Consider the following 22,758-nt stretch of genomic DNA (forward strand, 5'->3'; position numbering starts at 1 on the left):
AATCGGACGAAGTGTCCGCTTATGTGAGGTATACCGTGCCCGATCCCGAAGATGCACAGGATGTTCAAGCAACTCGGCGACGTTGGTTCGCCCTTGCGGCTCTGGTGCTGCCGGTCCTTCTAGTCTCCATGGACCTATCGGTCCTCTACTTGGCAGTTCCCCACATAAGCGCCGATTTGACGCCAAGCAGCAGTCAGATGCTTTGGATACTGGACATCTACGGCTTCGTGCTGGCTGGGCTTCTTATCGTGATGGGAAGCCTTGGCGACAGAATTGGACGCCGCAGGTTGTTGCTCGCTGGAGCATCGTTGTTTGGGGTGGCATCCTTGCTGGCAGCATTTGCGCCAAGCCCCGAGTTTCTGATCGCGGCCCGCGCGCTGATGGGCGTTGGCGGGGCTACGCTGATGCCATCGACGCTGGCACTGATCCGCAATGTTTTCCATGACCCGGAGGAAAGGACACGCGCAATCGGGCTATGGACCGCCGCCTTTGCCGGTGGCGGGGTGCTCGGCCCGGTGGTGGGTGGCGTGCTGCTAAGCTACTTCGATTGGGGCTCTGTCTTCCTCATCAATGTCCCGGTCATCGTCATCCTGCTCGCCATCGCGCCGAAGCTCGTGCCGGAGCATCGCAACGACGAACAAGGCGGCTTCGATCTCTTGGGGGCAGCCCTGTCATTGGCGGCGGTTCTCGCGTTCGTTTACGCGCTGAAAAAGGGGGCCGAAGCGGGTATCTGGTCCGCTACCAGCGGATCGTTCCTCTTGCTCAGCTTGATTCTGTCGCTGGGCTTCCTCGTGCAACAACGCTCGGCACGCCAACCGCTCATCGACTTCACCCTGTTTCGGCGCAGAAAGTTCGTTGCCGGTATCCTCGCGGTTACATTGGGAATGTTGGCGCTGACCGGCCCGACCATGTATCTGGCGCAGTATCTCCAGCTCGTGCTGTCCATGTCGCCACTGGCTGCTGCGCTCTGGATGGTTCCGCTTACGCTTGCGTCAATGGCCGGTGCGATGGTTGCAACGATTGTTGTGGCACGGTGGGGCCTTCCGCGAACCTTGTTCGTCGGGTTTTCTCTGGCTGCTGGCGGCTTGACGGTTACGGCGACGACACCGCCGCAGGACGGTCTAGCCGTCGTGTTGATCGGCGGCTCTCTGCTGGGGGCTGGTGTGACGACGATCATGTCGCTTTCAACAGATGTGGTGGTAGCAGCCGCGCCGATAGAGCGCGCAGGAGCAGCATCTGCACTTTCAGAAACCGGCTCCGAACTTGGTGCAGCGTTAGGTATTGCTCTAACAGGAACGCTGGGAACGGTGATCTACCGCACTTCGTTGTCACTTCCCACTGAACTTCCAGAAGCGTTGCAGGAGGCGGCAGCACAAACGCTCGGCGCAGCTATCTCGGTGTCCGATACCCTCACTGGACCAGCCGCCGATGCGCTTCGTTTGAGCGCCCGGCAAGCCTTCACTGCCGGCTTCACCACGGCAGCGGCGGTCGGAGCAATCATGATGGTTGTGCTTGCCCTTCTGGTGCCTTGGCTCATGCGGCCTTCACCCAGCAAACGCGAGCTTCATTCCACGGTGGCCATCGAAGCCACAACAAAAATCAGCGCAAAGGAGTAGGAATATGATCGTCGTCACAGGCGCTACAGGTTCGGTCGGGCAACATCTGGTTCGGAACCTTCATTCACAACAGGTCGAAGTCGTCGCAGCGGTGCGCGATCAAACAACGGCCTCCTTGCCGGAGGGAGTGCAAAGCGTGGCGATGGATGTAGAGAATCTATCGTCGGTAGAAAAAGCGGTCGCAGGCGCGGACGCCGTTTTCTGGCTCTGGCCTTCCCTGTCCGGTTCAGAGACGGCCGAGGTGGCCGGCGATATAGGTCGGATACTCGGCGCATCAGGCGCTCGTGTTACATATCTTTCGGCAGAGGCGGCAGCGGCCGAGCCTACTTCGTCGTGGGCGATTATGGAAAATGCTATTGAACAGGCCATTCCAGAATGGACGATCCTGCGTTGCACGGGGTTTGCGAAGAACGTTCGCATGTGGATTCCACAAATCCAGTCGGGCGATACGGTTCGCTGGCCCTTCGCAAACGCTACACGTTCACTGATACATGAGGCGGACATTGCGGATGCCGCTGCCGCAACGCTGGTCGACAAAGCTCACACCGGGCAACGCTATACCCTAACGGGACCAAGCGCATTGCGGCAGGCGGATCAAGTAAAGATCATAGGAAAAGCCATTGGTCGAAATCTTCATTGGGACGAAGAACCGTTTGAAGAAGCCCGTGATCGCCTCGCTCAAGAGTTTGGTGATCTGGAACTCGCCGAATACATCATGGAGAGCTGGCAGGAGTTTATAGACAAGCCCGAGCCGGTTACTTCCTCGGTCCGAATGCTGACGGGCCGCGATCCAAGGTCGTTTGAAAGCTGGGTTCTGGATCATGCGCATGAGTTCCGTTGATAAGAGGGCGGTATGCGCAGGCGGCGATCCAACCCGCTCAATGATCGTCCATGGGGAGCGCCGACCTCACTCGGCTCGCGCATTCCCCTCGCGTCACTGATCCAGACGCTCGCCGTCGCTGAATATCTCAACTTCCGCCACGCCGCCAATGCGCTCGGCGTGGCGCAATCCAGCGTCAGCGCCCGCGTGAAGACGCTGGAAGAAGACCTTGGCATCCTCCTGTTCGAGCGCCATGCGCGCGGCGTCCGGTTGACCGAAGCCGGACGCCACTTCGTCGAGCGGATCGCGGCCGGCGTCGATCAACTCGACCATGCGGTGAAGACCGCAAGCATGGCGGCGGTGGGCGAGTGCGGCCGGCTTCGTATCGGCATCCATGCCCTGATCCCGCGCAGCTTCCTCGCCGAGCTGATCGGGCGGTTTCGGGAAGACCACCCCGGCATCGAGGTCGAAATCACCGAGGGCACGGCCCGCGATACCGTGATGCAGCTTCGCGCCGACATGCTCGACATAGTATTCGTGGCCGGCACACCCGAGCTGCCCGACTGCAATTCCCGCCCGATCTGGACCGAACCGCTGGTGGCCGTGCTGCCTGATAGGCATCGCCTCGCCGGACAGTCGGCAATCACTTGGGCCGATCTGGTCGGCGAGGCTTTCCTTGTCCGCCATGGCGGCACGGGTCCGCAGGTCCATGACCATATCGTGCTACGCCTTGCCGGATGCTGGCCTGCGCCGTCGATCCTGCGTTTCGACGTGGGGCGTGGCACCCTGTTATCCATGGTCGGACAGGGGTTCGGCATCACCATCGTTGGGGCGGCCACGTCGCTGCTGCCAACGTCAGGTGTCGTCTTCCTGCCGTTCGCCGACGAGCCGGAGCCGATCACGTTCTCGGCAATTTGGTCGCCCTCCAACCGCAGCGCGGCGCTTCGCAACCTGCTCAACCTCGCCAGCGACATGGGCCGGATCGTCCGCACCGACTGACTTTCGCCGCGATTCGTTTCCACCAGCCAGCACAGGCACCAGCAACGACGCCCCCCAGGCAACCCGTCCTATTTGCCGCCGATAGTATCCGGCAGCCCTCCGGCATCCTCTTTCCTGTTGCCCGTCCCGATTTTGCCTACTTTCTGATCGGCTCCGTCTCTTTTGCCTACTGGAGCCTGGATGCGTGGAGGCCGAATCCTTTGGGGCCAGATTGCCGTTGTCTTCACCATCGTTCTGGTGATGACCTGGGCCGCAACGCAATGGACCGCATGGCGGCTTGGCTTCCAGCCCCAGCTTGGAGCACCATGGTTCGAGCTGGCAGGCTGGCCGGTCTATTACCCTCCGGCCTTCTTCTGGTGGTGGTTCTCCTTTGACGCCTATGCACCCGCGATCTTCGTCGAGGGCGGCGTCATCGCTGTATCCGGCGGCTTTATCGCTATCGTGGCCGCAATATTCATGTCGATCATCCGAGCGCGGGAAGCACGTAATGTCGCGACCTATGGCTCGGCGCGATGGGCCGAAGATCACGAAATTCGTGCCGCTGGTTTGCTCGGTCCCGATGGCGCTGTCCTTGGCCGCTACGAACGCGACTATCTGCGCCATGACGGCCCCGAGCATGTGCTGTGCTTCGCCCCGACCCGGAGCGGCAAGGGCGTCGGCCTTGTCGTGCCGACGCTGCTGACCTGGCCGGGAAGCTGCATCGTCCATGACATTAAGGGCGAGAACTGGACGCTTACGGCCGGCTTCCGGGCGAAGCACGGCCGCGTCCTGCTGTTCGATCCCACCAACGCCAGATCATCGGCCTACAACCCGCTACTGGAGGTGCGGCAGGGCGAATGGGAAGTCCGCGACGTGCAGAACATCGCGGATATTCTGGTCGACCCCGAAGGTAGCCTCGACAAGCGCAACCATTGGGAAAAGACCAGCCACAGCCTGCTTGTCGGCGCGATCCTGCACGTCCTCTATGCCGAATCCGACAAGACGCTGGCCGGTGTTGCCAACTTCCTGTCCGACCCCCGCCGCCCGGTAGAGGCGACCTTGCGCGCCATGATGGACACGCCGCATCTCGGTGAGGCCGGCGTTCATCCCGTCATCGCCTCATCGGCGCGCGAACTGTTGAACAAGTCCGAGAACGAACGGTCGGGTGTGCTCAGCACCGCCATGTCGTTTCTCGGCCTGTACCGCGATCCCGTGGTGGCGCGGGTGACGGCGCGCTGCGACTGGCGCATTGCCGATCTTGTGGGTAGCGGCCAGCCCGTCAGCCTCTACCTTGTGGTGCCGCCATCCGACATCAATCGGACGAAGCCGCTTATCCGCCTGATCCTCAACCAGATCGGCAGGCGGTTGACAGAGGATTTGAACACGTCCGGCAAGCGCCATCGCCTGCTGTTGATGCTGGACGAGTTTCCGGCGCTCGGCAGGCTGGATTTCTTTGAATCGGCGCTCGCCTTCATGGCCGGCTACGGCCTCAAGTCCTTCCTGATCGCGCAAAGCCTCAATCAGATCGAGCGCGCCTATGGGCCGAACAATTCGATCCTCGACAACTGCCATGTCCGCATCGCCTTCGCCACCAACGACGAGCGCACGGCCAAGCGCGTGTCGGACTCCCTCGGCACGGCGACGGAGTTACGCGATTCCACCAACTATGCCGGGCATCGTCTCGCGCCATGGCTCGGCCACCTGATGGTCTCGCGGCAGGAGACGGCGCGGCCATTGATGACGCCTGGCGAGATCATGCAGTTACCGCCTGCCGACGAGATCGTCATGGTCGCTGGCACCCCGCCGATCCGGGCGAAGAAGGCGCGGTATTTCGAGGATGGGCGGTTGCATGAACGCATCCTGCCGCCGCCCGAGTTGCCATCCGCTCCAGCGACCGAGACAGCATCCGACGACTGGTCGAGCCGCGTCGTTGTTACGAAGGACAGCACAACGGCCGTAGCTGGAAATAGCGAAGAAGGCGATCCGGCCAATGCCGGTATCCGCCGCGAGCCGGAATTGCCCGAGCATGAGGAAATCGTCGTGCCGCCTCCGTCGCCCGCGCAGGAGTTCGAGTTTCTGGACGACGAACCGGATGTTGACGCAGCCAAGGCCCGCGCCATGCGCCAGCGCATGAGGACGGTCGCGCGGCAGGTTTCCATGAACCCCGATGACGGAATCGAACTGTAAGGACACGCCCATGACCACCAGAACCCGCCTGAATCTCTATTTCGACCCCGCGCTTATGCCGCAGATCGAGTCGCTGGCGCTGCGCCGCAAGGTCTCGAAATCCGCCATCGTGGAGGCGGCGGTCATGTCCTACCTGTCCGGCGATTCCGCCGATCAGCTTGAAGCAGCCATGTCGCGCCGCCTGGACAAGCTCGGCCGCCAAATAGACACGCTCGACCTGGACCTCGCCGTTCTCGGCGAAACGGTCGCGCAGTTCATCCATTTCTGGCTGACCATCACGCCGCCGCTTTCGGGGGCCGCGCAATCCGCCGCCCGCGCAAAGGGCGCAGAACGGTTCGAGGGCTTCATGCAAACCCTCGGTCGGCGTCTGGCGACGGGCGACCGGTTCCTCAAAGAGCTGTCGCGCGACCTCGACTCACTTCCCGACGATCCGTTGCCGGATAAATCCGAGAGCAACGGCGATCAAGAGTAAGATTCGGACCCATCCTATTTACCGCCGTTCGCCGCCGATTGCCGCCGCCGCTTAGATACTTGTTGAACCGGCCCAATTCCGGGCTTTCTTAATCGACCCCGATCCGGGGTCCGCCTGTTGCGTCCCCGCCAAAAGCCGGGGCCGACATGACAACCAACCACCACAGACAGGAAGCGATCCAGCGTGGCGCGCGCATGTTGCGCACGGCGCTCGGCCCCGCCATTGCCCAGCTGCTCGAAGACCCGGCCGTGGTCGAGGTGATGTTGAACCCGGACGGCCGCCTTTGGGTGGACCGGCTATCCGAAGGGCTTTCCGACACGGGCGAGCGCCTGTCCGCCGCCGATGGCGAACGCATCGTGCGGTTGGTCGCGCATCATGTCGGCGCAGAGGTTCATGCCCGCAGCCCGCGCGTCTCGGCCGAGCTGCCCGAGAGCGGGGAGAGGTTCGAGGGCCTGCTGCCGCCCGTGGTCGCCGCCCCGACCTTTGCCATACGCAAGCCGGCCAGCATCGTGTTCAGCCTCGACGACTATGTGGCGGCGGGCATCATGTCTGCCGATCAGGCTTTGAGCCTACGCGCGGCCGTTTCCTCCCGCGCCAACATCCTTGTCGCCGGCGGCACCTCGACCGGCAAGACCACGCTGACCAACGCGCTCTTGGCAGAAGTTGCCAAGAGCGGGGATCGCGTCGTCATCATCGAGGACACCCGCGAGCTTCAATGTGCCGCGCCCAATCTGGTGGCGCTGCGCACCAAGGATGGCGTCGCCAGCCTGTCGGACCTTGTGCGGTCCTCGCTGCGCCTGCGACCCGACCGCATCCCCATCGGCGAGGTGCGCGGATCGGAAGCCCTCGACCTGCTCAAAGCATGGGGAACAGGGCATCCGGGCGGGATCGGCACCATTCACGCCGGCACCGGCATCGGCGCGCTTCGTCGCCTTGAACAGCTCATCCAAGAGGCTGTGGTCACGGTCCCGCGCGCGCTGATCGCCGAGACTATCGACCTTGTTGCCGTCCTTTCCGGGCGCGGTTCCGCGCGCCGGCTGGCCGAGCTTGCCCGCGTCGAGGGGCTGGGGCCGGACGGCGACTACCGCATCACGCATCCCATCCCTTCGGCAATCCCCACCAGCACAGGAGAATCTTCATGATCCGCACGCTCACGCGCGGCTATCGCTTCGCCGCGACCGCCGCATCCACCCTTGCCATTAGCCTCATGCTCGCCCCGGCCGCCCATGCGTCCGGTTCGTCGATGCCATGGGAACAGCCCTTGCAGCAAATCCTCCAGTCCATCGAGGGGCCGGTCGCCAAGATCATCGCCGTCATCATCATCATCGTGACCGGCCTGACCCTCGCGTTCGGCGACACCAGCGGCGGCTTCCGTCGCCTGATCCAGATCGTATTCGGTCTCTCCATCGCCTTTGCGGCCAGCTCGTTCTTCCTGTCGTTCTTCTCGTTCGGCGGCGGGGCGCTCGTTTGATGGCGGGCGGCCTCGAACAACTCGACGCGGTGCCGGGATTCTCTATCCCGGTCCACCGGGCGCTGACCGAGCACATTTTGCTCGGCGGCGCACCGCGCGCCATCGCCATCATGAACGGGACGCTGGCCGGGGCCGTGGGCCTCGGCCTGCGCCTTTGGCTGGTCGGCATCGCCATCTGGGCCATCGGCCATTTTGCGGCCGTATGGGCGGCCAAGCGCGATCCCCAATTCGTCGAGGTCGGACGCCGGCATATCCGCATCCCGGTTTTTCTGTCGGTGTGAGGGCGCGGCTATGATGAACCTTGCAGAATACCGCCGCACCGCATCCCGGCTCGCCGACTATCTGCCATGGGCCGCGCTGGTCGGCTCGGGCGTCGTCCTGAACAAGGACGGGAGTTTTCAGAGGACGGCGAAGTTTCGCGGTCCCGATCTGGATTCCGCCGTAGCGGCCGAGCTGGTCGCCGTCGCCGGCCGCATCAACAACGCCGTGCGCCGTCTCGGCTCCGGCTGGAGCATCTTCGTCGAGGCACAGCGCAGCGAAGCCGCGACCTATCCCGACAGCACCTTTCCCGATCCCGCGTCGGCGCTGGTCGATGCCGAGCGGAAAGCCGGTTTCGAGGAAGCGGACGCGCATTTCGTGTCGGGCTACTTCCTCACCTTCCTCTGGCTCCCTCCGGCCGAGGAGGCCGCCCGCGCTGAAGCATGGCTCTATGAGGGTCGCGAGAAAACCGGCGTGGACCCGTGGGAACTGCTGCGCGGCTTCATCGACCGCACCGACCGCGTGCTGGCGCTGCTCGACGGTTTCACGCCCGAGTGCCGTTGGATGGATGACGGCGCGACGCTGACCTATCTCCATTCCACCATCTCGACCAACCGGCATCGCGTGCGCGTGCCGGAGGTGCCGATGCACCTCGACGCGCTGCTCGCCGACCAGCCGTTGACCGGCGGGCTGGAGCCGCGCCTTGGCGACGCACATCTGCGCGTCCTGACCATCGTGGGATTCCCGACCGCGACGACGCCGGGCCTGCTCGACGAGATGAACCGGCTGCCGTTTCCATATCGCTGGAGCACGCGGGCGATCCTGCTCGACAAGACTGATGCGACCCGGTTGCTGAACCGCATCCGTCGCCAATGGTTCGCCAAGCGCAAGAGCATCGCGGCGATCTTGAAAGAGGTGATGACCAACGAGGCGTCCGCCCTTGTGGACACCGACGCGGCGAACAAGGCGCTCGACGCCGACATGGCGTTGCAGGAGCTTGGGGCGGACGTGGCGGGCATGGCCTACGTCACCGCAACGGTGACGGTATGGGATGCCGACCCGCGCGTGGCGCAAGAGAAGCTGCGCCTGGTCGAGAAGATCGTTCAGGGCCGCGACTTCACCGCTATGCCCGAGACGGTCAACGCGGTTGACGCATGGCTCGGTAGCCTGCCCGGACACGCCTACGCGAATGTCCGCCAGCCGCCCATCAGCACTTTGAATCTCGCCCACATGATCCCGCTTTCGGCGGTGTGGGCGGGGCCGGAACGGGACGAGCATTTCGGTGCGCCCCCTTTGCTCTTTGGAAAGACCGAAGGCTCAACCCCGTTCCGGCTAAGTCTCCATGTCGGCGACGTAGGCCATACCCTTGTCGTCGGCCCCACGGGCGCGGGCAAGAGCGTGCTGCTCGCCCTCATGGCCTTGCAGTTCCGGCGCTATGCGGGATCACAGGTTTTCGCCTTCGACTTCGGCGGCTCGATCCGCGCTGCGTCGCTCACCATGGGCGGTGACTGGCACGACCTTGGCGGCGGGCTGACAGAAGGGGCCGAGACGTCCGTCTCGCTCCAGCCGCTTGCCCGCATCCACGATACCTATGAACGCGCATGGGCGGCGGACTGGATTGCGGCCATCCTCATGCGCGAGGGCGTCGCCATCACGCCGGAGGTCAAAGAGTATCTTTGGACGGCGCTGACCTCGCTTGCCTCCGCGCCGGTCGAAGAACGCACGATCACCGGCTTGAGCGTGCTGCTCCAGTCGAACGACTTGAAACAGGCGCTCCGGCCCTATTGCGTCGGAGGTGCCTATGGCCGGCTGCTCGACGCCGAGGCGGAACATCTCGGCTCGGCGGACGTGCAGGCGTTCGAGATCGAGGGGCTGGTCGGGACCGGCGCGGCTCCGGCCGTGCTCGCCTATCTGTTCCATCGCATCGGCGACCGGCTCGACGGACGCCCCACGCTGCTCATCATAGATGAAGGCTGGCTTGCGCTGGACGACGAGGGTTTCGCCGGCCAGCTCCGCGAATGGCTGAAAACGCTGCGCAAGAAGAACGCCAGCGTCATCTTCGCCACGCAGTCGCTCAGCGACATCGACGGCAGCAACATCGCACCCGCGATTATCGAAAGCTGCCCGACGCGGCTCCTGCTGCCGAACGAGCGGGCCATCGAACCGCAGATCACGGCCATCTATCGCCGCTTCGGCCTCAATGACAGGCAGATCGAAATCCTCGCACGGGCTACGCCTAAGCGGGATTATTACTGCCAAAGCCGCAGCGGCAATCGCCTGTTCGAGCTTGGCCTGTCCGAAGTCGGCCTCGCCCTCTGCGCCGCATCCGCCAAATCCGACCAGACGCTCATTGCGCAGATCGTCGCCGAACACGGCCGCGACGGCTTCCTCGCCGCATGGCTGCGCGAGCGCGGCGTCGATTGGGCGGCCGACCTGATCCCGAACCTCACCAATCTAGCCGACCGACCGGAATCCGCCACGCCGCCCCGGCTCGATACCCACCCCACACAGGAGATTCTTCCATGACCTATTCCAAGATCGTCGGAGCCTCGGCCTTCGCGCTGGCGCTCGCCGTGCCTGTCGCGCTGTCGCCCATGCTGGCAAGCCCGGCCCATGCGCAATTCGGTTTCGGCCGGATCGTCTATGACCCGACCAACTATGCGCAAAACCTGCTTACCGCCGCGCGCACGCTGGAGCAGATCAACAACCAGATTCAGAGCCTCCAGAACGAGGCGCAGATGCTCATCAATCAGGCCCGCAATCTGGCGAGCCTGCCGCATTCGTCGCTCCAGCAGCTCCAGCAAAGCGTCCAGCGCACGCAGCAGCTTTTGGGCCAAGCACAGAACATCGCGTTCGAGGTCGGCCAGATCGACCAAGCGTTCCAGAAGCAATATGGCAATGTTTCGCTTTCGGCGACCGACGCCCAACTGGTCGCCGATGCGCGCAGCCGGTGGGAAAACACGGTCGGCGGCTTGCAGGATGCGATGCGCGTTCAGGCAGGTGCGGTCGGCAATATCGACAGCAACCGCGCCGAGATGGCGGCCCTTGTCGGCCAGAGTCAGGGCGCGACCGGCGCGCTGCAAGCCACACAGGCCGGCAACCAGCTTCTCGCCCTCCAGTCGCAGCAGCTTTCCGACCTGATCGCGGTCATCTCGGCAAATGGCCGCGCCGACGCGCTGACCGAGGCCGAGCGTGCGACCGCCGCCGAACAGGGCCGCGAGCAGCGCCGTCGCTTCCTCACGCCCGGCACCGGCTACCAGCCGGGCAACGCGCAGATGTTCAACAACGGCAACAACTGACCGGGAGGCTCGCCATGGACGGCAAGATGCTGGCCCGGCTCGGGGCCGTGGTGTTCATCGCCATCGCCGTCACGGCGACCGCAATCGACATGGCGCGGAAGGATGAACCTTCCGCGCCACCCCCTGCGCCGGCCTTCCAGCCCCCGGCCGACCCGTTGCGCGAAACCCTGCGCCGCTGCCAGCAGCTCGGCGAGGCGGCGGCGAGTGACACCGACTGCCTCGCCGCATGGGCTGAATCCCGCGACCGCTTCCTCGGCCGTGATCGCAGCGAGGCGCGCTGACCATGGGCAACACGGGCGTCATCGACTCGTTTCTAGGCGTATTCACTTCCTACATCGACAGCGGGTTCGGCCTGCTTGGCGGCGAGGTCGCCTTCATCGCCACGACGCTGATCGTCATCGACGTGACGCTCGCCGCGCTCTTTTGGGCATGGGGCGCGGATGACGACATCATCGCCCGGCTGGTCAAAAAGACCCTGTTCATCGGCGTCTTCGCCTACATCATCGGCAATTGGAACAACCTCGCCCGGATCGTCTTCGAGAGCTTCGCCGGCCTCGGCCTCATGGCATCGGGGACGAGCTTTTCCGTTGCCGATCTGATGCGGCCGGGTCGCGTGGCGCAGACCGGCCTCGACGCCGGCCGCCCGTTGCTCGATTCCATTTCCGATCTGATGGGCTGGATCGCCTTCTTTGAAAACTTCATCCAGATCGCGTGCCTGTTGTTCGCATGGGCGCTGGTGGTGCTGGCCTTCTTCATCCTCGCCATCCAGCTTTTCGTGACCCTGATCGAGTTCAAGCTGACCACGCTTGCCGGCTTCGTCCTCATCCCCTTCGGCCTTTTCGGCAAGACCGCCTTCATGGCCGAAAAGGTGCTCGGCAACGTAGTGTCGTCCGGCATCAAGGTCTTGGTGCTCGCCGTCATCATCGGCATCGGCAGCACCTTGTTCTCGCAATTCACGGCCGGCTTCGGCGGGGCAACCCCGACCATCGACGACGCCATGGCGATTGTGCTCGCCGCGCTGTCGCTGCTCGGCCTCGGTATCTTCGGCCCCGGCATCGCCAACGGCATCGTCTCGGGCGGCCCGCAGCTCGGCGCGGGCGCTGCCGTGGGAACCGGGCTTGCGGTCGCAGGTGCAGCCGTCGCCGCTGGCGGCGGGGCCATGCTCGCCGCCAAAGGTGGTGCCGCTGCCCTGTCCGGCGGGGCAGCGGCCGTCCGCGGCGGCGCGGCCACCGCGGGCGCGGCGACCGCCGCCTATAGCGTCGGATCGCTCGGCCAGTCCGGCACGGCCGGTGTCGCTTCCGGCCTCGGCGGCGTCGCGCGTGCCGCAGGATCGGCGGCTATCTCGCCGCTCAAACGCGCCGCCGCGCGCGCCAGCGAATCCGTCAAATCCAGCTTCTCCGCTGGCGCGAAAGCCGGATTCGGCGCGTCGGGCGGCAGCTCGACCATGGGCACGGTCGGCGGCGCGAGCGCCGATCCCGCCGCAGCAGCATCCGGCCCGGCCGGCAGCCCGCCCGCGTGGGCGCAACGGATGCGGCGCTCGCAGGCCATGAACCACGGCACGACCATGGCCGCCCATGCGGTGCGCTCCGGCGACAGCCACGGCTCCGGTTCCTCCATCAACCTTTCCGAAAGTGACCGCTCATGAGCATCTTCAAACGACCAGCAACCCATTACGGCAAATCGCCGGAACCCGAGACGCCTTATCAGAAGGCCGCGCAGGCATGGGACGAGCGCATCGGCTCGGCCCGTGTGCAGGCTCGGAATTGGCGGCTCATGGCCTTCGGTTCGCTGATCCTTTCGGCCGGCTTCGCCTCGGCGCTGGTCTGGCAGTCCGCACGCGGGACCGTCGTGCCGTGGGTAGTGCAGGTCGATAATCTCGGTCAGGCGCAAACCGTCGCGCCTGCCAACGCCGACTATCGGCCGACCGATCCGCAGATTGCTTTCCACCTCGGCCGTTTCATTGAGCAGGTCCGCGCGATCCCGGCCGATGCGATCATCGTCCGCCAGAACTGGCTTCGCGCCTACGAATGGACCACGGATCGGGGCGCGGCGGCGCTCAACGACTACGCCCGCGCCAATGATCCTTTCGCCAAGGTCGGCCGTCAGCAGGTCGCCGTGGAGGTGTCGAGCGTCATCCGCGCATCCCCGAACAGTTTTCGCGTGGCGTGGACGGAAAGGCATTTCGAGAACGGCCAGCTCGCCACGACCGAGCGATGGACAGCCATCCTCACCATCGTCATCCAGCCACCGCGCGACGCCGAGCGCCTGCGCGCCAACCCGTTGGGAATCTATGTCAATGCAATTTCGTGGTCGCGGGAGATGAGCCAATGAGGACGATCACCCGCACCCCTACAATCGCGGCCATGCTGCTTTCGGCGACCATGCTCGCAGGCTGCGCCACCAACCGGACACCGCAATTCAGCTATGACGCCAGCGTGCCGCCGCTGCCGACCGTGCAGGCGGCAGCAGCCGACAACACGCCCCGGCCTTTGCATGTGCCCCCGGCATGGACCGTCGCGCGTGGCGGAACCGCCGCAGGCACGCCGGCCGGCCGCGTCGAGAACGCCAATGCAGCCGCCCGCGTCGAGCCGCGCCGGGAAGGCTACTACAACGCGATCCAGATATATCCGTGGTCGGAAGGCGCGCTCTATCAGGTCTATGCCGCAGTCGGGCAGATCACGACGATCGCGCTGGAGCCGGGCGAAAGCCTGACAGGCGCGGGGCCGATTGCGGCGGGCGACACCGCCCGCTGGATCATCGGCGACACTGAGAGCGGCAGCGGCGCGAACCGTCGCGCCCATATCCTCGTGAAGCCGACGCGGCCGGACATTACCACCAACCTTGTCGTCACCACCGACCGGCGCACCTACATGATCGAGCTGCGCGCGCGGGAATCGCTCTACATGCCAGCCGTGGCTTGGGCTTATCCCGCCCCGCCGGCAGGGCAGCGCCAGACCGTTCCGGCCGCGCCGATCATCCCGGCCGAGGCTGCGCGGAACTATCGCTACGGTTTGCAGGTGCAGGGCGATAGCCCGCCATGGCGGCCGGTTTCCGTCTTCGATGATGGCCTGCGCGTCTATGTAGTCTTCCCGGCCGGGATCGTGCAGGGAGAAATGCCGCCCATCTTCGTTCTCGGCACGAACGGCGAGCCGCAGATCGTCAATTCGCGCATCCACCAGAACGTCCTGATCGTGGACCGCCTGTTCGGCGCGGCCGAGCTGCGCCTTGGCAGCGGTAGCCACCAGCAGGTCGTCAGGATCGTCCGCACCAACCCGACGCAGGCCGCAGCCCAGCCGGCCAGCACGACCGCCGGAGGATCGTCCTCATGAGCGATACCGATACCGCAGCCCCCATGCGCCTGCGCGCTGAATCGCCCCGCGTCACCCGCCTGTCGCGCAAGATGCTGGCCGGCGTCGGTGCCGTCGCCTTGCTCGGCATCGGCGGCGCACTGATCTACGCGCTCCAGACCCGCGACGCAGGACCAGACGGCGGCGAACTCTACTCGACCAACAACCGGCAAACCGCCGATGGGCTGGCGGGCCTGCCGAGCGACTACAGCGGCCCGGTCCTGGGACCGGCCTTGCCGGGCGACCTCGGCCGTCCGATCCTCGACGCGCAGAACCGGGGTCAGCCGGTCGCGCCGCCCGTCATGACGACGCCCGCCGTCGATCCCGACGAACAGCGCCGTCTCGCCGAGGAAGAAGCCGCGCGCTTGAGCAATGTGTTCTTCCAGTCCGGCCCGCGCACAGGAGCGCCGGCAGGGACGGCCATGCCCGGCCTCGCTGGCCTTGGCCTCGGCGGACAGCCCGCGACACAGGATCGCCACGCGGCGTTCCTCAATGGACCCGTGGACCGACAGACCGTCGCCCCGGATCGTGTCACGCCGCCGGCGTCGCCCTGGATACTACAGGCCGGGGCCGTGATCCCAGCCGCGCTTATCACCGGCATCCGTTCGGACCTACCGGGCCAGATCACAGCGCAAGTCACCGAGAACGTCTATGACAGCCCGACCGGCTCGCTGCTTCTGATCCCGCAGGGAACACGCATTATCGGCCAATACGATGATGGTGTGACCTTCGGCCAGCGCCGCGTGTTGCTGGTCTGGAATCGCCTGATCCTGCCGGGCGGCCGTTCCATAGTGCTGGAGCGCCTGCCGGGCGCGGACGCCAGCGGTTACGCCGGCCTTGAGGATGGCGTCGATTACCATTGGTGGGATCTGATGAAGGCCGCAGGGCTGTCCACGCTGCTCGCGGTCGGCGCGGAACTGGCGACCAGCGACGAGGACCGCCTGACCCGCGCCATCCGCGACGGCGCACAGGATACCGTCAATCAGGCGGGCCAGCAGATCGTCCAGCGCCAGTTGCAGGTCGCGCCGACGCTGACCATCCGGCCCGGCTTCCCGGTCAGGATCATCGTTACCCGCGACCTTGTGTTCGAGCCGGCAGGAGGTTGACCATGACCAAGCTGAAACTCGGCCCGCTGCCGGACGACAAGCCCGTGAAGGTCACGCTGGAGCTGCCCGCAACGCTCAACCGCGATCTGATAGATTATGCCGAGGTGCTGACCCGTGAAACCGGCAGGCCCGTCACCGATCCCACCAAGCTAATCGTGCCCATGCTGGAGCGGTTCATCGCCACGGATCGCGGGTTCGCCAAGCTCGGCGGGCAGCGAGCCGAACGCCAACTCATAGAAATGCAGTCATGACGGCGACATGGCCGCTCAGGTATTCTCGATCATCATGATCGCGAGCGTGTCGGCTTCCGTCGCCTCGAAAACATGCGAGGTGTCAGCCGGGTAGCTCACGTAATCCCCTGGCCGCAGGATGACGGCGTTCCCCTCGGGGCCAATCCTAGCGCTGCCGGTGGCGAGGATGACATGCTCTATCGTGCCAATGCCATGGGCCCTCGACACATAGGGTTCGCCGGGTTGAACCACGATCCGGTATATGTCCCGCATCGCGTTGGCAGGACATGCCGACAGGAGGGTGGCAGCGTAGCGGCCGCTATTGGAAACTGTCGCATTGCCCTCGCCAGCCCGGATGATCTGAACCGACGGGCGTGCTTCGCCGATCAGGCGACTGACCGCTATGCCCAGCGTCATCGCCAATGCCCACAAGGTTTCAAGGCTTGGGTTCCCGTTTCCGGCTTCAAGCTGGGACAGAGTGGACTTCGCCAGCCCTGATCGTTTCGCAAGTTCGCTGACAGACAGCGTAGCTCTCTCGCGCTCACGACGAAGGGAGTTGGCAAGATAGTGGATGGGCGACGGGGACGGACTTAGGGGACTTCCGCTACTCGGGTCATCGTTCATCATAGAATCCACTTGTTCTTTTTGACGGACGGTCTTCGCTCGTTCATTATACCGCTCTAGCGTTCACTATATCATACGGAGCTAGTATGAACACGCACAAACGCGGCGTGGCGGAAATGACGCTCGCCATGACGATTTCAGGCACGGTCGGATGGTTCGCGATCCAGTCCGGTCTCGCGCCATCCGCAGCCGTATTCTGGCGATGCCTGTTCGGCTCGGCTGCCATGCTGATCGTTTGCGCGATGCTTGGATTTCTCCGACGCGATGTTTTCAATCGACGTCAATTCGCATGGATCGTCCTAGGTGGCGTCGCACTCGCGCTGAACTGGAGCTTTCTGTTCGGGGCCTATGCCTATGCTTCGATCTCCGTGGCGACGGTTATCTACCATACCCAGCCCTTCATGCTCGTGGGGCTCGGTGTCTTGTTGCTTGGCGAACGGCTCACGCTGAACAAGCTGGGTTGGCTAGTGCTCAGCTTCGCGGGCATGCTTGGCATCGTGCTTGGCCGATCCGTGTCGGGGGCGGACTCGCCTGACTTTTCCATCGGTGTTCTGATGGCCCTCGGGGCCGCTTTCTTTTATGCGGCGGCAGCGCTGATTGCGAAAAAGTTGAAGGGCGTTCCGCCCCATTTGATCGTCCTTATTCAACTCAGTGTAGGAGCAATCATGCTCCTGCCTTTCGCCGGCAGACCGGCGGGTGCGACCTCATGGGCGATGCTACTGACCATCGGCGTCGTGCATACGGCGGTGATGTCCACATTGCTGTATGGAGCGCTCCAAAAACTGCCGACTAGCCTCGTCGGGATTCTCTCGTTTATTTATCCGGTTGTCGCGATCATCGTGGACTGGTTGGCATTCGACCAGAAGATGAACCTCATGCAGTTTGCTGGAGCGGGTGCAATCCTGCTGTCGGCTGCTGCAATGAATCTTGGTTGGTCACATCCCAAACAGTAGATGTCATCGCACAACTCACGATTAGGCGGACAAGTTCGCGTCTGATTTCTGCGACACCCTACGCCCGACCTGACGTTCCACGAAAGGCCGCAACTGGCGTCAGCAGCACCTCGGGAGTGCCGCCAGCGCATAGACGCAAATGCGGCACGCTACAGGCCGCCGACTGCCCTCCATCGTTCGCTTAATTCCGGGGCCTTGAGCGCGCCGAATCCACACCGGACCAAGGAGGATTCCATGTGCGCAGAGCGTCGCCGCGCCCGCAAAGGGCGACCACGGCAGTCGATCCCCGAACCACTTCCCGACGATCTGTTCGACTACGCGGACGATCCAGCGCTGGACGGCCGAGCGCGAGCACGCGATGCGCCACTTCTTGCACCGAATGGGCAGAGAATGCGTGTCACCGACGATTGGCCCGTGGATATTCCCGTCAGCGAGGCCGAGATTGACGTGTTCGAGCGTTGGTTCGGCGATGTTTTCGATGAACTCTTGAACCCGAGAAAGCCGGATGATGGCTTGCATTTCCTATCACAAACTGATAGGAAAGAGACTTGAGCGGGCATCGTGATCCGGGCCTCGACACGCTTCTGGACCTCGATGGACAGATGCTCTTTGTCGATCCCGAGGGCGGTCATTGGGTGAAGTTCGTCGTCACCCGCGTTCCGGCCTCACCGGACAAGCCGCACGGTCTCGATTACTCGCTCACGCTTCACGGGCCTTCGGGCGAACGGCTGGTCGGCTTCGACAACGCCCATCCGATCGGCCGGGGCAGACGCGGCGAGCCGATGGACCATCGCCATCGCCTCCAGACCGTGAAGCCCTACGCCTACGAGGATGCGGCCACGTTGCTGGCCGACTTCTGGCAGGCGGTGGACGCGGTGTTGAAGGAGCGAGGTGCCCTATGACTACATTGAAAGTCGGGATTGCCGACTACGAAGAAATGAAGGCCCGCACCATGCGGATTGCGCGCGGCCAGGAAAAGCCCGCGCCCAGCGATCCGAAGGTGTGGTTCACCTCGACCGAATCCTTTGCCAAGGTGCTGTCGGCCGGGAACCGCGAGTTGCTGCGCGTCATCGCCGAGAAAGCCCCGGCGTCGCTGGAGGAACTGGCGGGAATCACCGGCCGGGCCGGCTCCAATCTCTCACGCACCCTCAAGACGATGGAGAGCTACGGCCTTGTGCGGTTTGAGCCGGGCCACGGCCGCAAGCTCGCGCCCAAGGTGGTGCATGACGGCGTGGAATTGGCGTTGCCGCTGATCGACCGCGCCAAACCGAGGAAGGCTTCGGGAGGCCGACCATGAACATGCACAGCCGAACCATAACCGCTCGCGCCGCGCTCTACCTGCGCGTCTCTACTGCTCGACAGGCCGAGCATGATATTTCCATTCCCGATCAGAAGCGGCAGGGCGAAGCCTATTGCGAACAACGCGGCTACCAGCTCGTTGAGACTTATGTTGAACCGGGTGCAACCGCCACCAACGACAAACGCCCCGAGTTTCAGCGCATGATTGAGGCGGGCACGTCCAAGCCCGCGCCGTTCGATATTGTCGTGGTTCATAGCTTCTCGCGCTTCTTCCGCGATCACTTCGAGATGGAGTTCTACGTTCGCAAGCTGGCGAGGAACGGGGTCAAGCTGGTCTCCATAACGCAGGAGATGGGCGACGATCCCATGCACCAGATGATGCGGCAGATCATGGCGCTGTTCGACGAATACCAGTCGAAGGAGAACGCCAAGCACGTCCTGCGCGCCATGAACGAAAATGCGCGGCAAGGCTTCTGGAACGGTGCACGGCCGCCAATCGGCTATCGCATCGTCGCGGCCGAGCAACGCGGATCGAAGATCAAGAAGAAACTGGAGATCGACCCGCTCCACGCCGACACCGTGCGGCTGATCTACCGCCTGTTTCTTGAAGGCGACGGCACGTCCGGCGCGATGGGCGTCAAGGCCATCGCTACCTACCTCAACGGGCGCCGCTTCTTCACCCGCGACGGCGGGCGCTGGGGGCTAGCGCAAATCCATGCCATCCTGACCCGCACGACCTATATCGGCGAACACAGGTTCAACACGCGCTCGCACAAGGACCGGGAGAAGAAGCCGGAGAGTGAGGTCGCCATCATGGCGGTGCCGCCCTTGATCGAGCGCGAGGTGTTCGACGCGGTGCAAGCCCGCCTGAAATCCCGCAATCCTATGGTAACGCCGTCGCGCGTCTCCAGCGGCCCGACGCTGCTGACCGGCATCTGCTTCTGCGCCAAGTGCGGAGGCGCAATGACGCTTCGCACCGGCCGAGGCAGCACGGGCGCGACATATCGCTATTACACCTGCTCGACCAAGGCGCGGCAGGGTAAGACCGGCTGCAAAGGCCGCACGATCCCGATGGACAAGCTGGACCATCTTGTCGCCGATCATATCGGGGATCGTTTGCTCCAGCCCAAGCGGCTGGAAGCCATCCTCGCCAGCGTCATCGACCACCGGCAGGAGCGCACCGAGCGCCGTCGCGAGCATCTTGCCGAGCTTCACAGGCGAATCACCGAAACCGACCAGCGGCTCGGCCGTCTCTTTGACGCCATCGAAGCGGGCATGATCGACAAGGACGACGCGATGGCGAAGGAGCGGATGGCGGGTCTCAAGGCGTTGCGGGATCAGGCCGCCGCCGATGCGGAGCGCACGCAGCTCGCGCTCGACAGTTCAGGCAATCAAGGTGTCAGCCCCGACATGCTAAAGGGGTTTGCCCGCAAGGCACGTGAACGGATGCGGCTTGATGCTGGCGGCTATCGCCGCGACCACCTGCGCGCCCTGGCGCAGCGCGTCGAGGTTGCCGACGACGAGGTTCGCATCATGGGATCAAAGTCGGAATTACTGCGAACGCTGGTCGCCGCTTCGAGCGTAGAAACGGCGGCGTTCGGCGTTCATAGTTCTGTTCTGAAATGGCGCACCCGACAGGATTCGAACCTGTGACCCCTGCCTTCGGAGGGCAGTACTCTATCCAGCTGAGCTACGGGTGCGTGAGCGGGCGCAGGGCCCGTCGCGAGGGCGGTGCTTACAGCATGGGCGGCAGGCGCTCAATCCGCAAATCGCGCGGCGCGTTGTTCGCTGCGGACTTGGCGGGAGGTGGGGCGCGGCCTAGCCTGTGCGAAAGATCATATGAAGGAGACGCGCCATGAGGCGGACCCGCATCATCGCCGCCCTGTGCCTGACGGGCGCCCTGGGCCTGGCCGCCTGCTCCGGACGCGGCGACGACACCCTGAACGCCATCGCCCAGGACTATGTCATCATGACCCTGGAGATCGGCGAACGGGAAGACGGCTATGTGGACGCCTATCATGGTCCGCCGGAATGGGCCGAAACGGCGCGGACCAATCCCCGCACTGTGGAGCAGCTGCGCGCCGCCGCCGCCGCGCTGTCCCAACGTCTGGAGCAGTTTCCCACGCGCGGATTGTCCGACGAGGAGGTCCAGCGGCGGGCCTATCTGATCGCCCATGTGAACGCGGCCAACACGCGCCTGCGCATGATCGCGGGCGAGGAGCCGGCCTTCGCCGACGAGGCCGAGGGCCTGTTCGGCGTCCGGCCCGACACGCCGCCCCTGTCCGCCTATGACGACACCCTGGCGCGCATCGACGCCCTGATCCCGGGCGACGGACCGTTGCATGAGCGGGTGGCCGCCTTCCGGAACGACTACGTCATCCCGACGGACCGGCTGGATGCCGTGATGCGCGCTGCCATCGACGAGTGCCGCGCCCGCACCGTGCGCCATTTCGACCTGCCCGAGAACGAGCGCTTCACCCTGGAGTTCGTCACCGATCAGCCCTGGTCCGGCTACAACTGGTATCAGGCGACGCCGTCAGCCTGATCCAGATCAACACCGACTTGCCCATCTATATAGACCGGGCCGTGGATCTGGGGTGTCACGAGGGCTATCCCGGACACCACGTCTACAACGCCCTGCTGGAGCGCACCTTCGTGGACGAGAAGGGCTGGATGGAGATGAGCGTCTATCCGCTCTACAGCCCCATGTCCTTCATCGCCGAGGGCAGCGCCAACTACGGCATCGACCTGGCCTTCCCCGGCGAGGAGCGCGTGCGGTTCGAGCGCGAGGTTCTGTATCCGCTCGCCGGGCTGGATCCCGCGACCGCAGAAGCCCAGGCCGAGCTGCTGGGCCTGATGCGGGGCCTGCAGCGGGCGGAGTACACCATCGCGTCAGACTATCTGGCCGGCCGCATCGACCGTGACACGGCGCTGGACCAGCTGCAGGCCTATTCCCTGGTGGCCCGCGACAGGGCCGAACAGAGGCTCAGCTTCATCGAGCGCTATCGCAGCTACGTCATCAACTACGGCCTTGGCCGCGACATGGTGCAGGCCTGGATCGAGAGTCAGCTGGGTGATCGCTGGGAGGTGACCGAACAATTGCTGTCCTCCCAGACCCTCCCGACTGATCTCTCCAGATAAGACCGCCTGCGGTCAGACGGCGTCAGTTGCCCGTACGGCCGCTTTACGGTATCGAGACTGTGACGTCACTCACGCCCTGAAGGCTCGATTTTCGGCCGCTTGGGCGTTTTGTGTTGGAATGGCGCCACAGTTGTCGCAATCCCGGCTTATTACAGGGAACCGCACGGCCCGTGGCTCGTTCGGTCGGTTCGAGCACCGCGCAATGCGTCGGGGTTTGGGCAAACATTTTTTTAGACGATGAGGATCCAAAATGAAGTTGAAGCTTCTCGCCGGTGTTGCGGCGGCAGGGCTCTTCGCGGCGACCAGTGCGTCGGCGGAGCCGGACGGCTGGTATGGCGCGATCGACCTGGGCGGTCACTGGATGGAGGACGGCATCAACGCTCGTTCCGACGCCGGTCCGGCCTGGGAATGGGAAGTCAATGACGGCTGGGCCGCGTTCGCGCGCCTCGGTTATCGGCTGAACCCCAACTGGCGTGTGGAGCTGGAAGGCGGCCATCGCTCGGGCGACATCGGCACTGTTCGCCGGTTCACCGACGCGGTTCCGTCCGGCCTGTGCAACCTGACGCCGGCCACCGGCCCGTGCCACTCCCCCGAGGGTGACATCGAGTCCAAGACCCTGTTCATCAACGCCATCTACGACATCGGTTCGCCTGACTGGGCCTTCCGTCCGTTCGTGGGTCTGGGCGTCGGCGCGAACATGGTTTCGATCGACACCATCGGCAATCTTCGTGGTGACCGTTCGGCCACCCTGGCGGCCGACGACGACACCACCGAGCTGGCCTTCCAGGCCCTCGCCGGCTTCGCCTGGGCCGTTGGCGAACGCGCCAACATCGACCTGACCTACCGTTACCTGACCGGTGACACCAGCTGGGACACGACCACGGTCGGCGCTCCGGCTCTGGGTTCGTTCGAAGGCGACTACGACTTCAGCCACACGGTGACCGTGGGTCTGCGTTA

General features: G+C 64.4%; 25 protein-coding genes and 1 tRNA gene. 24 read left to right on the forward strand and 2 right to left on the reverse strand.

Translation table 11 applies throughout. The features are described 5' to 3' along the window. Positions 1 to 35: 35 nt before the first annotated feature. The 16 genes from MBEBAB_RS02100 (at position 36) to MBEBAB_RS02180 (ending at position 15,805) form a co-directional block, all read left to right on the forward strand. Positions 36 to 1,616 (forward strand): MFS transporter, encoded by a 1,581-nt coding sequence (locus MBEBAB_RS02100; RefSeq protein ID WP_200865090.1) that lies wholly within the window; start codon positions 36 to 38, stop codon positions 1,614 to 1,616. A gap of 4 nt (positions 1,617 to 1,620) precedes the next feature. Beyond that, a complete protein-coding gene (locus tag MBEBAB_RS15460) occupies positions 1,621 to 2,457 on the forward strand; it encodes an SDR family oxidoreductase (RefSeq protein ID WP_081703378.1) in 837 nt (278 codons plus the stop codon). A gap of 12 nt (positions 2,458 to 2,469) precedes the next feature. Beyond that, the gene (locus MBEBAB_RS02115; RefSeq protein ID WP_021696275.1) at positions 2,470 to 3,435 is read left to right on the forward strand and encodes a LysR family transcriptional regulator; all 966 of its coding nucleotides are present in this window, start codon (positions 2,470 to 2,472) and stop codon (positions 3,433 to 3,435) included. Positions 3,436 to 3,615: 180 nt separating this feature from the next. Next, the gene (locus MBEBAB_RS02120; RefSeq protein WP_021696276.1) at positions 3,616 to 5,601 is read left to right on the forward strand and encodes a conjugal transfer protein TraG; all 1,986 of its coding nucleotides are present in this window, start codon (positions 3,616 to 3,618) and stop codon (positions 5,599 to 5,601) included. Positions 5,602 to 5,611: 10 nt separating this feature from the next. Next, on the forward strand, positions 5,612 to 6,073 hold the full coding sequence (locus MBEBAB_RS02125; RefSeq protein ID WP_021696277.1) for a ribbon-helix-helix domain-containing protein: 462 nt from the start codon (positions 5,612 to 5,614) through the stop codon (positions 6,071 to 6,073). 146 nt (positions 6,074 to 6,219) lie between these two features. After that, complete coding sequence (trbB, locus tag MBEBAB_RS02130) at positions 6,220 to 7,215, forward strand: P-type conjugative transfer ATPase TrbB (protein WP_021696278.1); 996 nt, start codon at positions 6,220 to 6,222, stop codon at positions 7,213 to 7,215. Next, entirely contained in the window at positions 7,212 to 7,544 is a 333-nt protein-coding gene (locus MBEBAB_RS02135; protein ID WP_021696279.1) for a TrbC/VirB2 family type IV secretion system protein, read from the forward strand. The genes trbB and MBEBAB_RS02135 overlap by 4 nt, the downstream gene beginning before the upstream one ends. Continuing rightward, the gene (locus MBEBAB_RS02140) at positions 7,544 to 7,825 is read left to right on the forward strand and encodes a VirB3 family type IV secretion system protein (protein ID WP_045318681.1); all 282 of its coding nucleotides are present in this window, start codon (positions 7,544 to 7,546) and stop codon (positions 7,823 to 7,825) included. The genes MBEBAB_RS02135 and MBEBAB_RS02140 overlap by 1 nt, the downstream gene beginning before the upstream one ends. Positions 7,826 to 7,835: 10 nt before the next feature. Beyond that, complete coding sequence (trbE, locus tag MBEBAB_RS02145; RefSeq protein ID WP_021696281.1) at positions 7,836 to 10,328, forward strand: conjugal transfer protein TrbE; 2,493 nt, start codon at positions 7,836 to 7,838, stop codon at positions 10,326 to 10,328. Then, a complete protein-coding gene (gene trbJ / locus MBEBAB_RS02150) occupies positions 10,325 to 11,101 on the forward strand; it encodes a P-type conjugative transfer protein TrbJ (RefSeq protein ID WP_021696282.1) in 777 nt (258 codons plus the stop codon). The genes trbE and trbJ overlap by 4 nt, the downstream gene beginning before the upstream one ends. A gap of 14 nt (positions 11,102 to 11,115) precedes the next feature. Beyond that, positions 11,116 to 11,382 (forward strand): putative entry exclusion protein TrbK-alt, encoded by a 267-nt coding sequence (gene trbK-alt / locus MBEBAB_RS02155; RefSeq protein ID WP_021696283.1) that lies wholly within the window; start codon positions 11,116 to 11,118, stop codon positions 11,380 to 11,382. A 2-nt stretch (positions 11,383 to 11,384) separates the two neighbouring features. Then, positions 11,385 to 12,746: a P-type conjugative transfer protein TrbL gene (gene trbL / locus MBEBAB_RS02160; protein WP_021696284.1), complete on the forward strand. Its 1,362-nt coding sequence runs from the start codon at positions 11,385 to 11,387 to the stop codon at positions 12,744 to 12,746. 2 nt (positions 12,747 to 12,748) lie between these two features. Next, complete coding sequence (trbF, locus tag MBEBAB_RS02165) at positions 12,749 to 13,432, forward strand: conjugal transfer protein TrbF (RefSeq protein ID WP_442778302.1); 684 nt, start codon at positions 12,749 to 12,751, stop codon at positions 13,430 to 13,432. Then, positions 13,429 to 14,430: a P-type conjugative transfer protein TrbG gene (gene trbG, locus MBEBAB_RS02170; protein WP_021696286.1), complete on the forward strand. Its 1,002-nt coding sequence runs from the start codon at positions 13,429 to 13,431 to the stop codon at positions 14,428 to 14,430. Before trbF ends, trbG begins: the two co-directional genes overlap by 4 nt. Continuing rightward, a complete protein-coding gene (locus MBEBAB_RS02175) occupies positions 14,427 to 15,554 on the forward strand; it encodes a TraB/TrbI/VirB10 family type IV secretion system protein (RefSeq protein WP_021696287.1) in 1,128 nt (375 codons plus the stop codon). Before trbG ends, MBEBAB_RS02175 begins: the two co-directional genes overlap by 4 nt. 2 nt (positions 15,555 to 15,556) lie before the next feature. Continuing rightward, positions 15,557 to 15,805, forward strand: coding sequence for a DUF2274 domain-containing protein (locus tag MBEBAB_RS02180; protein WP_021696288.1), 249 nt, complete (start codon positions 15,557 to 15,559; stop codon positions 15,803 to 15,805). A 15-nt stretch (positions 15,806 to 15,820) separates the two neighbouring features. Here the strand turns inward: MBEBAB_RS02180 and MBEBAB_RS17895 are convergent, their stop codons facing one another. Beyond that, positions 15,821 to 16,411 (reverse strand): helix-turn-helix domain-containing protein, encoded by a 591-nt coding sequence (locus tag MBEBAB_RS17895; protein ID WP_306301976.1) that lies wholly within the window; start codon positions 16,409 to 16,411, stop codon positions 15,821 to 15,823. Between the two features lie 83 nt (positions 16,412 to 16,494). On the opposite strand from MBEBAB_RS17895, the gene MBEBAB_RS02190 reads away from it, so the two are divergent. From MBEBAB_RS02190 to MBEBAB_RS15465, 5 genes are all read left to right on the forward strand, one after another. Then, positions 16,495 to 17,361: a DMT family transporter gene (locus tag MBEBAB_RS02190; protein WP_021696289.1), complete on the forward strand. Its 867-nt coding sequence runs from the start codon at positions 16,495 to 16,497 to the stop codon at positions 17,359 to 17,361. 234 nt (positions 17,362 to 17,595) lie between these two features. Continuing rightward, positions 17,596 to 17,913, forward strand: a complete 318-nt coding sequence (locus tag MBEBAB_RS15990; RefSeq protein WP_148291405.1) for a hypothetical protein — start codon at positions 17,596 to 17,598, stop codon at positions 17,911 to 17,913. Then, on the forward strand, positions 17,910 to 18,263 hold the full coding sequence (locus MBEBAB_RS02195) for a toxin-antitoxin system TumE family protein (protein ID WP_021696290.1): 354 nt from the start codon (positions 17,910 to 17,912) through the stop codon (positions 18,261 to 18,263). The genes MBEBAB_RS15990 and MBEBAB_RS02195 overlap by 4 nt, the downstream gene beginning before the upstream one ends. Then, on the forward strand, positions 18,260 to 18,658 hold the full coding sequence (locus MBEBAB_RS02200; protein ID WP_045318682.1) for an HVO_A0114 family putative DNA-binding protein: 399 nt from the start codon (positions 18,260 to 18,262) through the stop codon (positions 18,656 to 18,658). Before MBEBAB_RS02195 ends, MBEBAB_RS02200 begins: the two co-directional genes overlap by 4 nt. After that, complete coding sequence (locus MBEBAB_RS15465; protein ID WP_081703379.1) at positions 18,655 to 20,313, forward strand: recombinase family protein; 1,659 nt, start codon at positions 18,655 to 18,657, stop codon at positions 20,311 to 20,313. Before MBEBAB_RS02200 ends, MBEBAB_RS15465 begins: the two co-directional genes overlap by 4 nt. Here MBEBAB_RS15465 and MBEBAB_RS02210 read toward each other — a convergent pair. Next, positions 20,284 to 20,360: transfer RNA gene (locus MBEBAB_RS02210), tRNA-Arg, on the reverse strand. The two genes, MBEBAB_RS15465 and MBEBAB_RS02210, sit on opposite strands and share 30 nt — an antisense overlap. A gap of 155 nt (positions 20,361 to 20,515) precedes the next feature. Between MBEBAB_RS02210 and MBEBAB_RS17080 the strand changes: the two genes are divergently transcribed. The 3 genes from MBEBAB_RS17080 to MBEBAB_RS02220 form a co-directional block, all read left to right on the forward strand. Continuing rightward, positions 20,516 to 21,205: a hypothetical protein gene (locus tag MBEBAB_RS17080; protein ID WP_242397026.1), complete on the forward strand. Its 690-nt coding sequence runs from the start codon at positions 20,516 to 20,518 to the stop codon at positions 21,203 to 21,205. Positions 21,206 to 21,222: 17 nt separating this feature from the next. Continuing rightward, positions 21,223 to 21,801 (forward strand): hypothetical protein, encoded by a 579-nt coding sequence (locus tag MBEBAB_RS17085; RefSeq protein WP_242397027.1) that lies wholly within the window; start codon positions 21,223 to 21,225, stop codon positions 21,799 to 21,801. A gap of 250 nt (positions 21,802 to 22,051) precedes the next feature. Next, a partial coding sequence (locus MBEBAB_RS02220; protein ID WP_045318684.1) for an outer membrane protein occupies positions 22,052 to 22,758 on the forward strand: 707 nt, incomplete at its 3' end.

Source organism: Brevundimonas abyssalis TAR-001 (assembly GCF_000466985.1).
In the GTDB taxonomy this organism is placed as follows: domain Bacteria; phylum Pseudomonadota; class Alphaproteobacteria; order Caulobacterales; family Caulobacteraceae; genus Brevundimonas; species Brevundimonas abyssalis.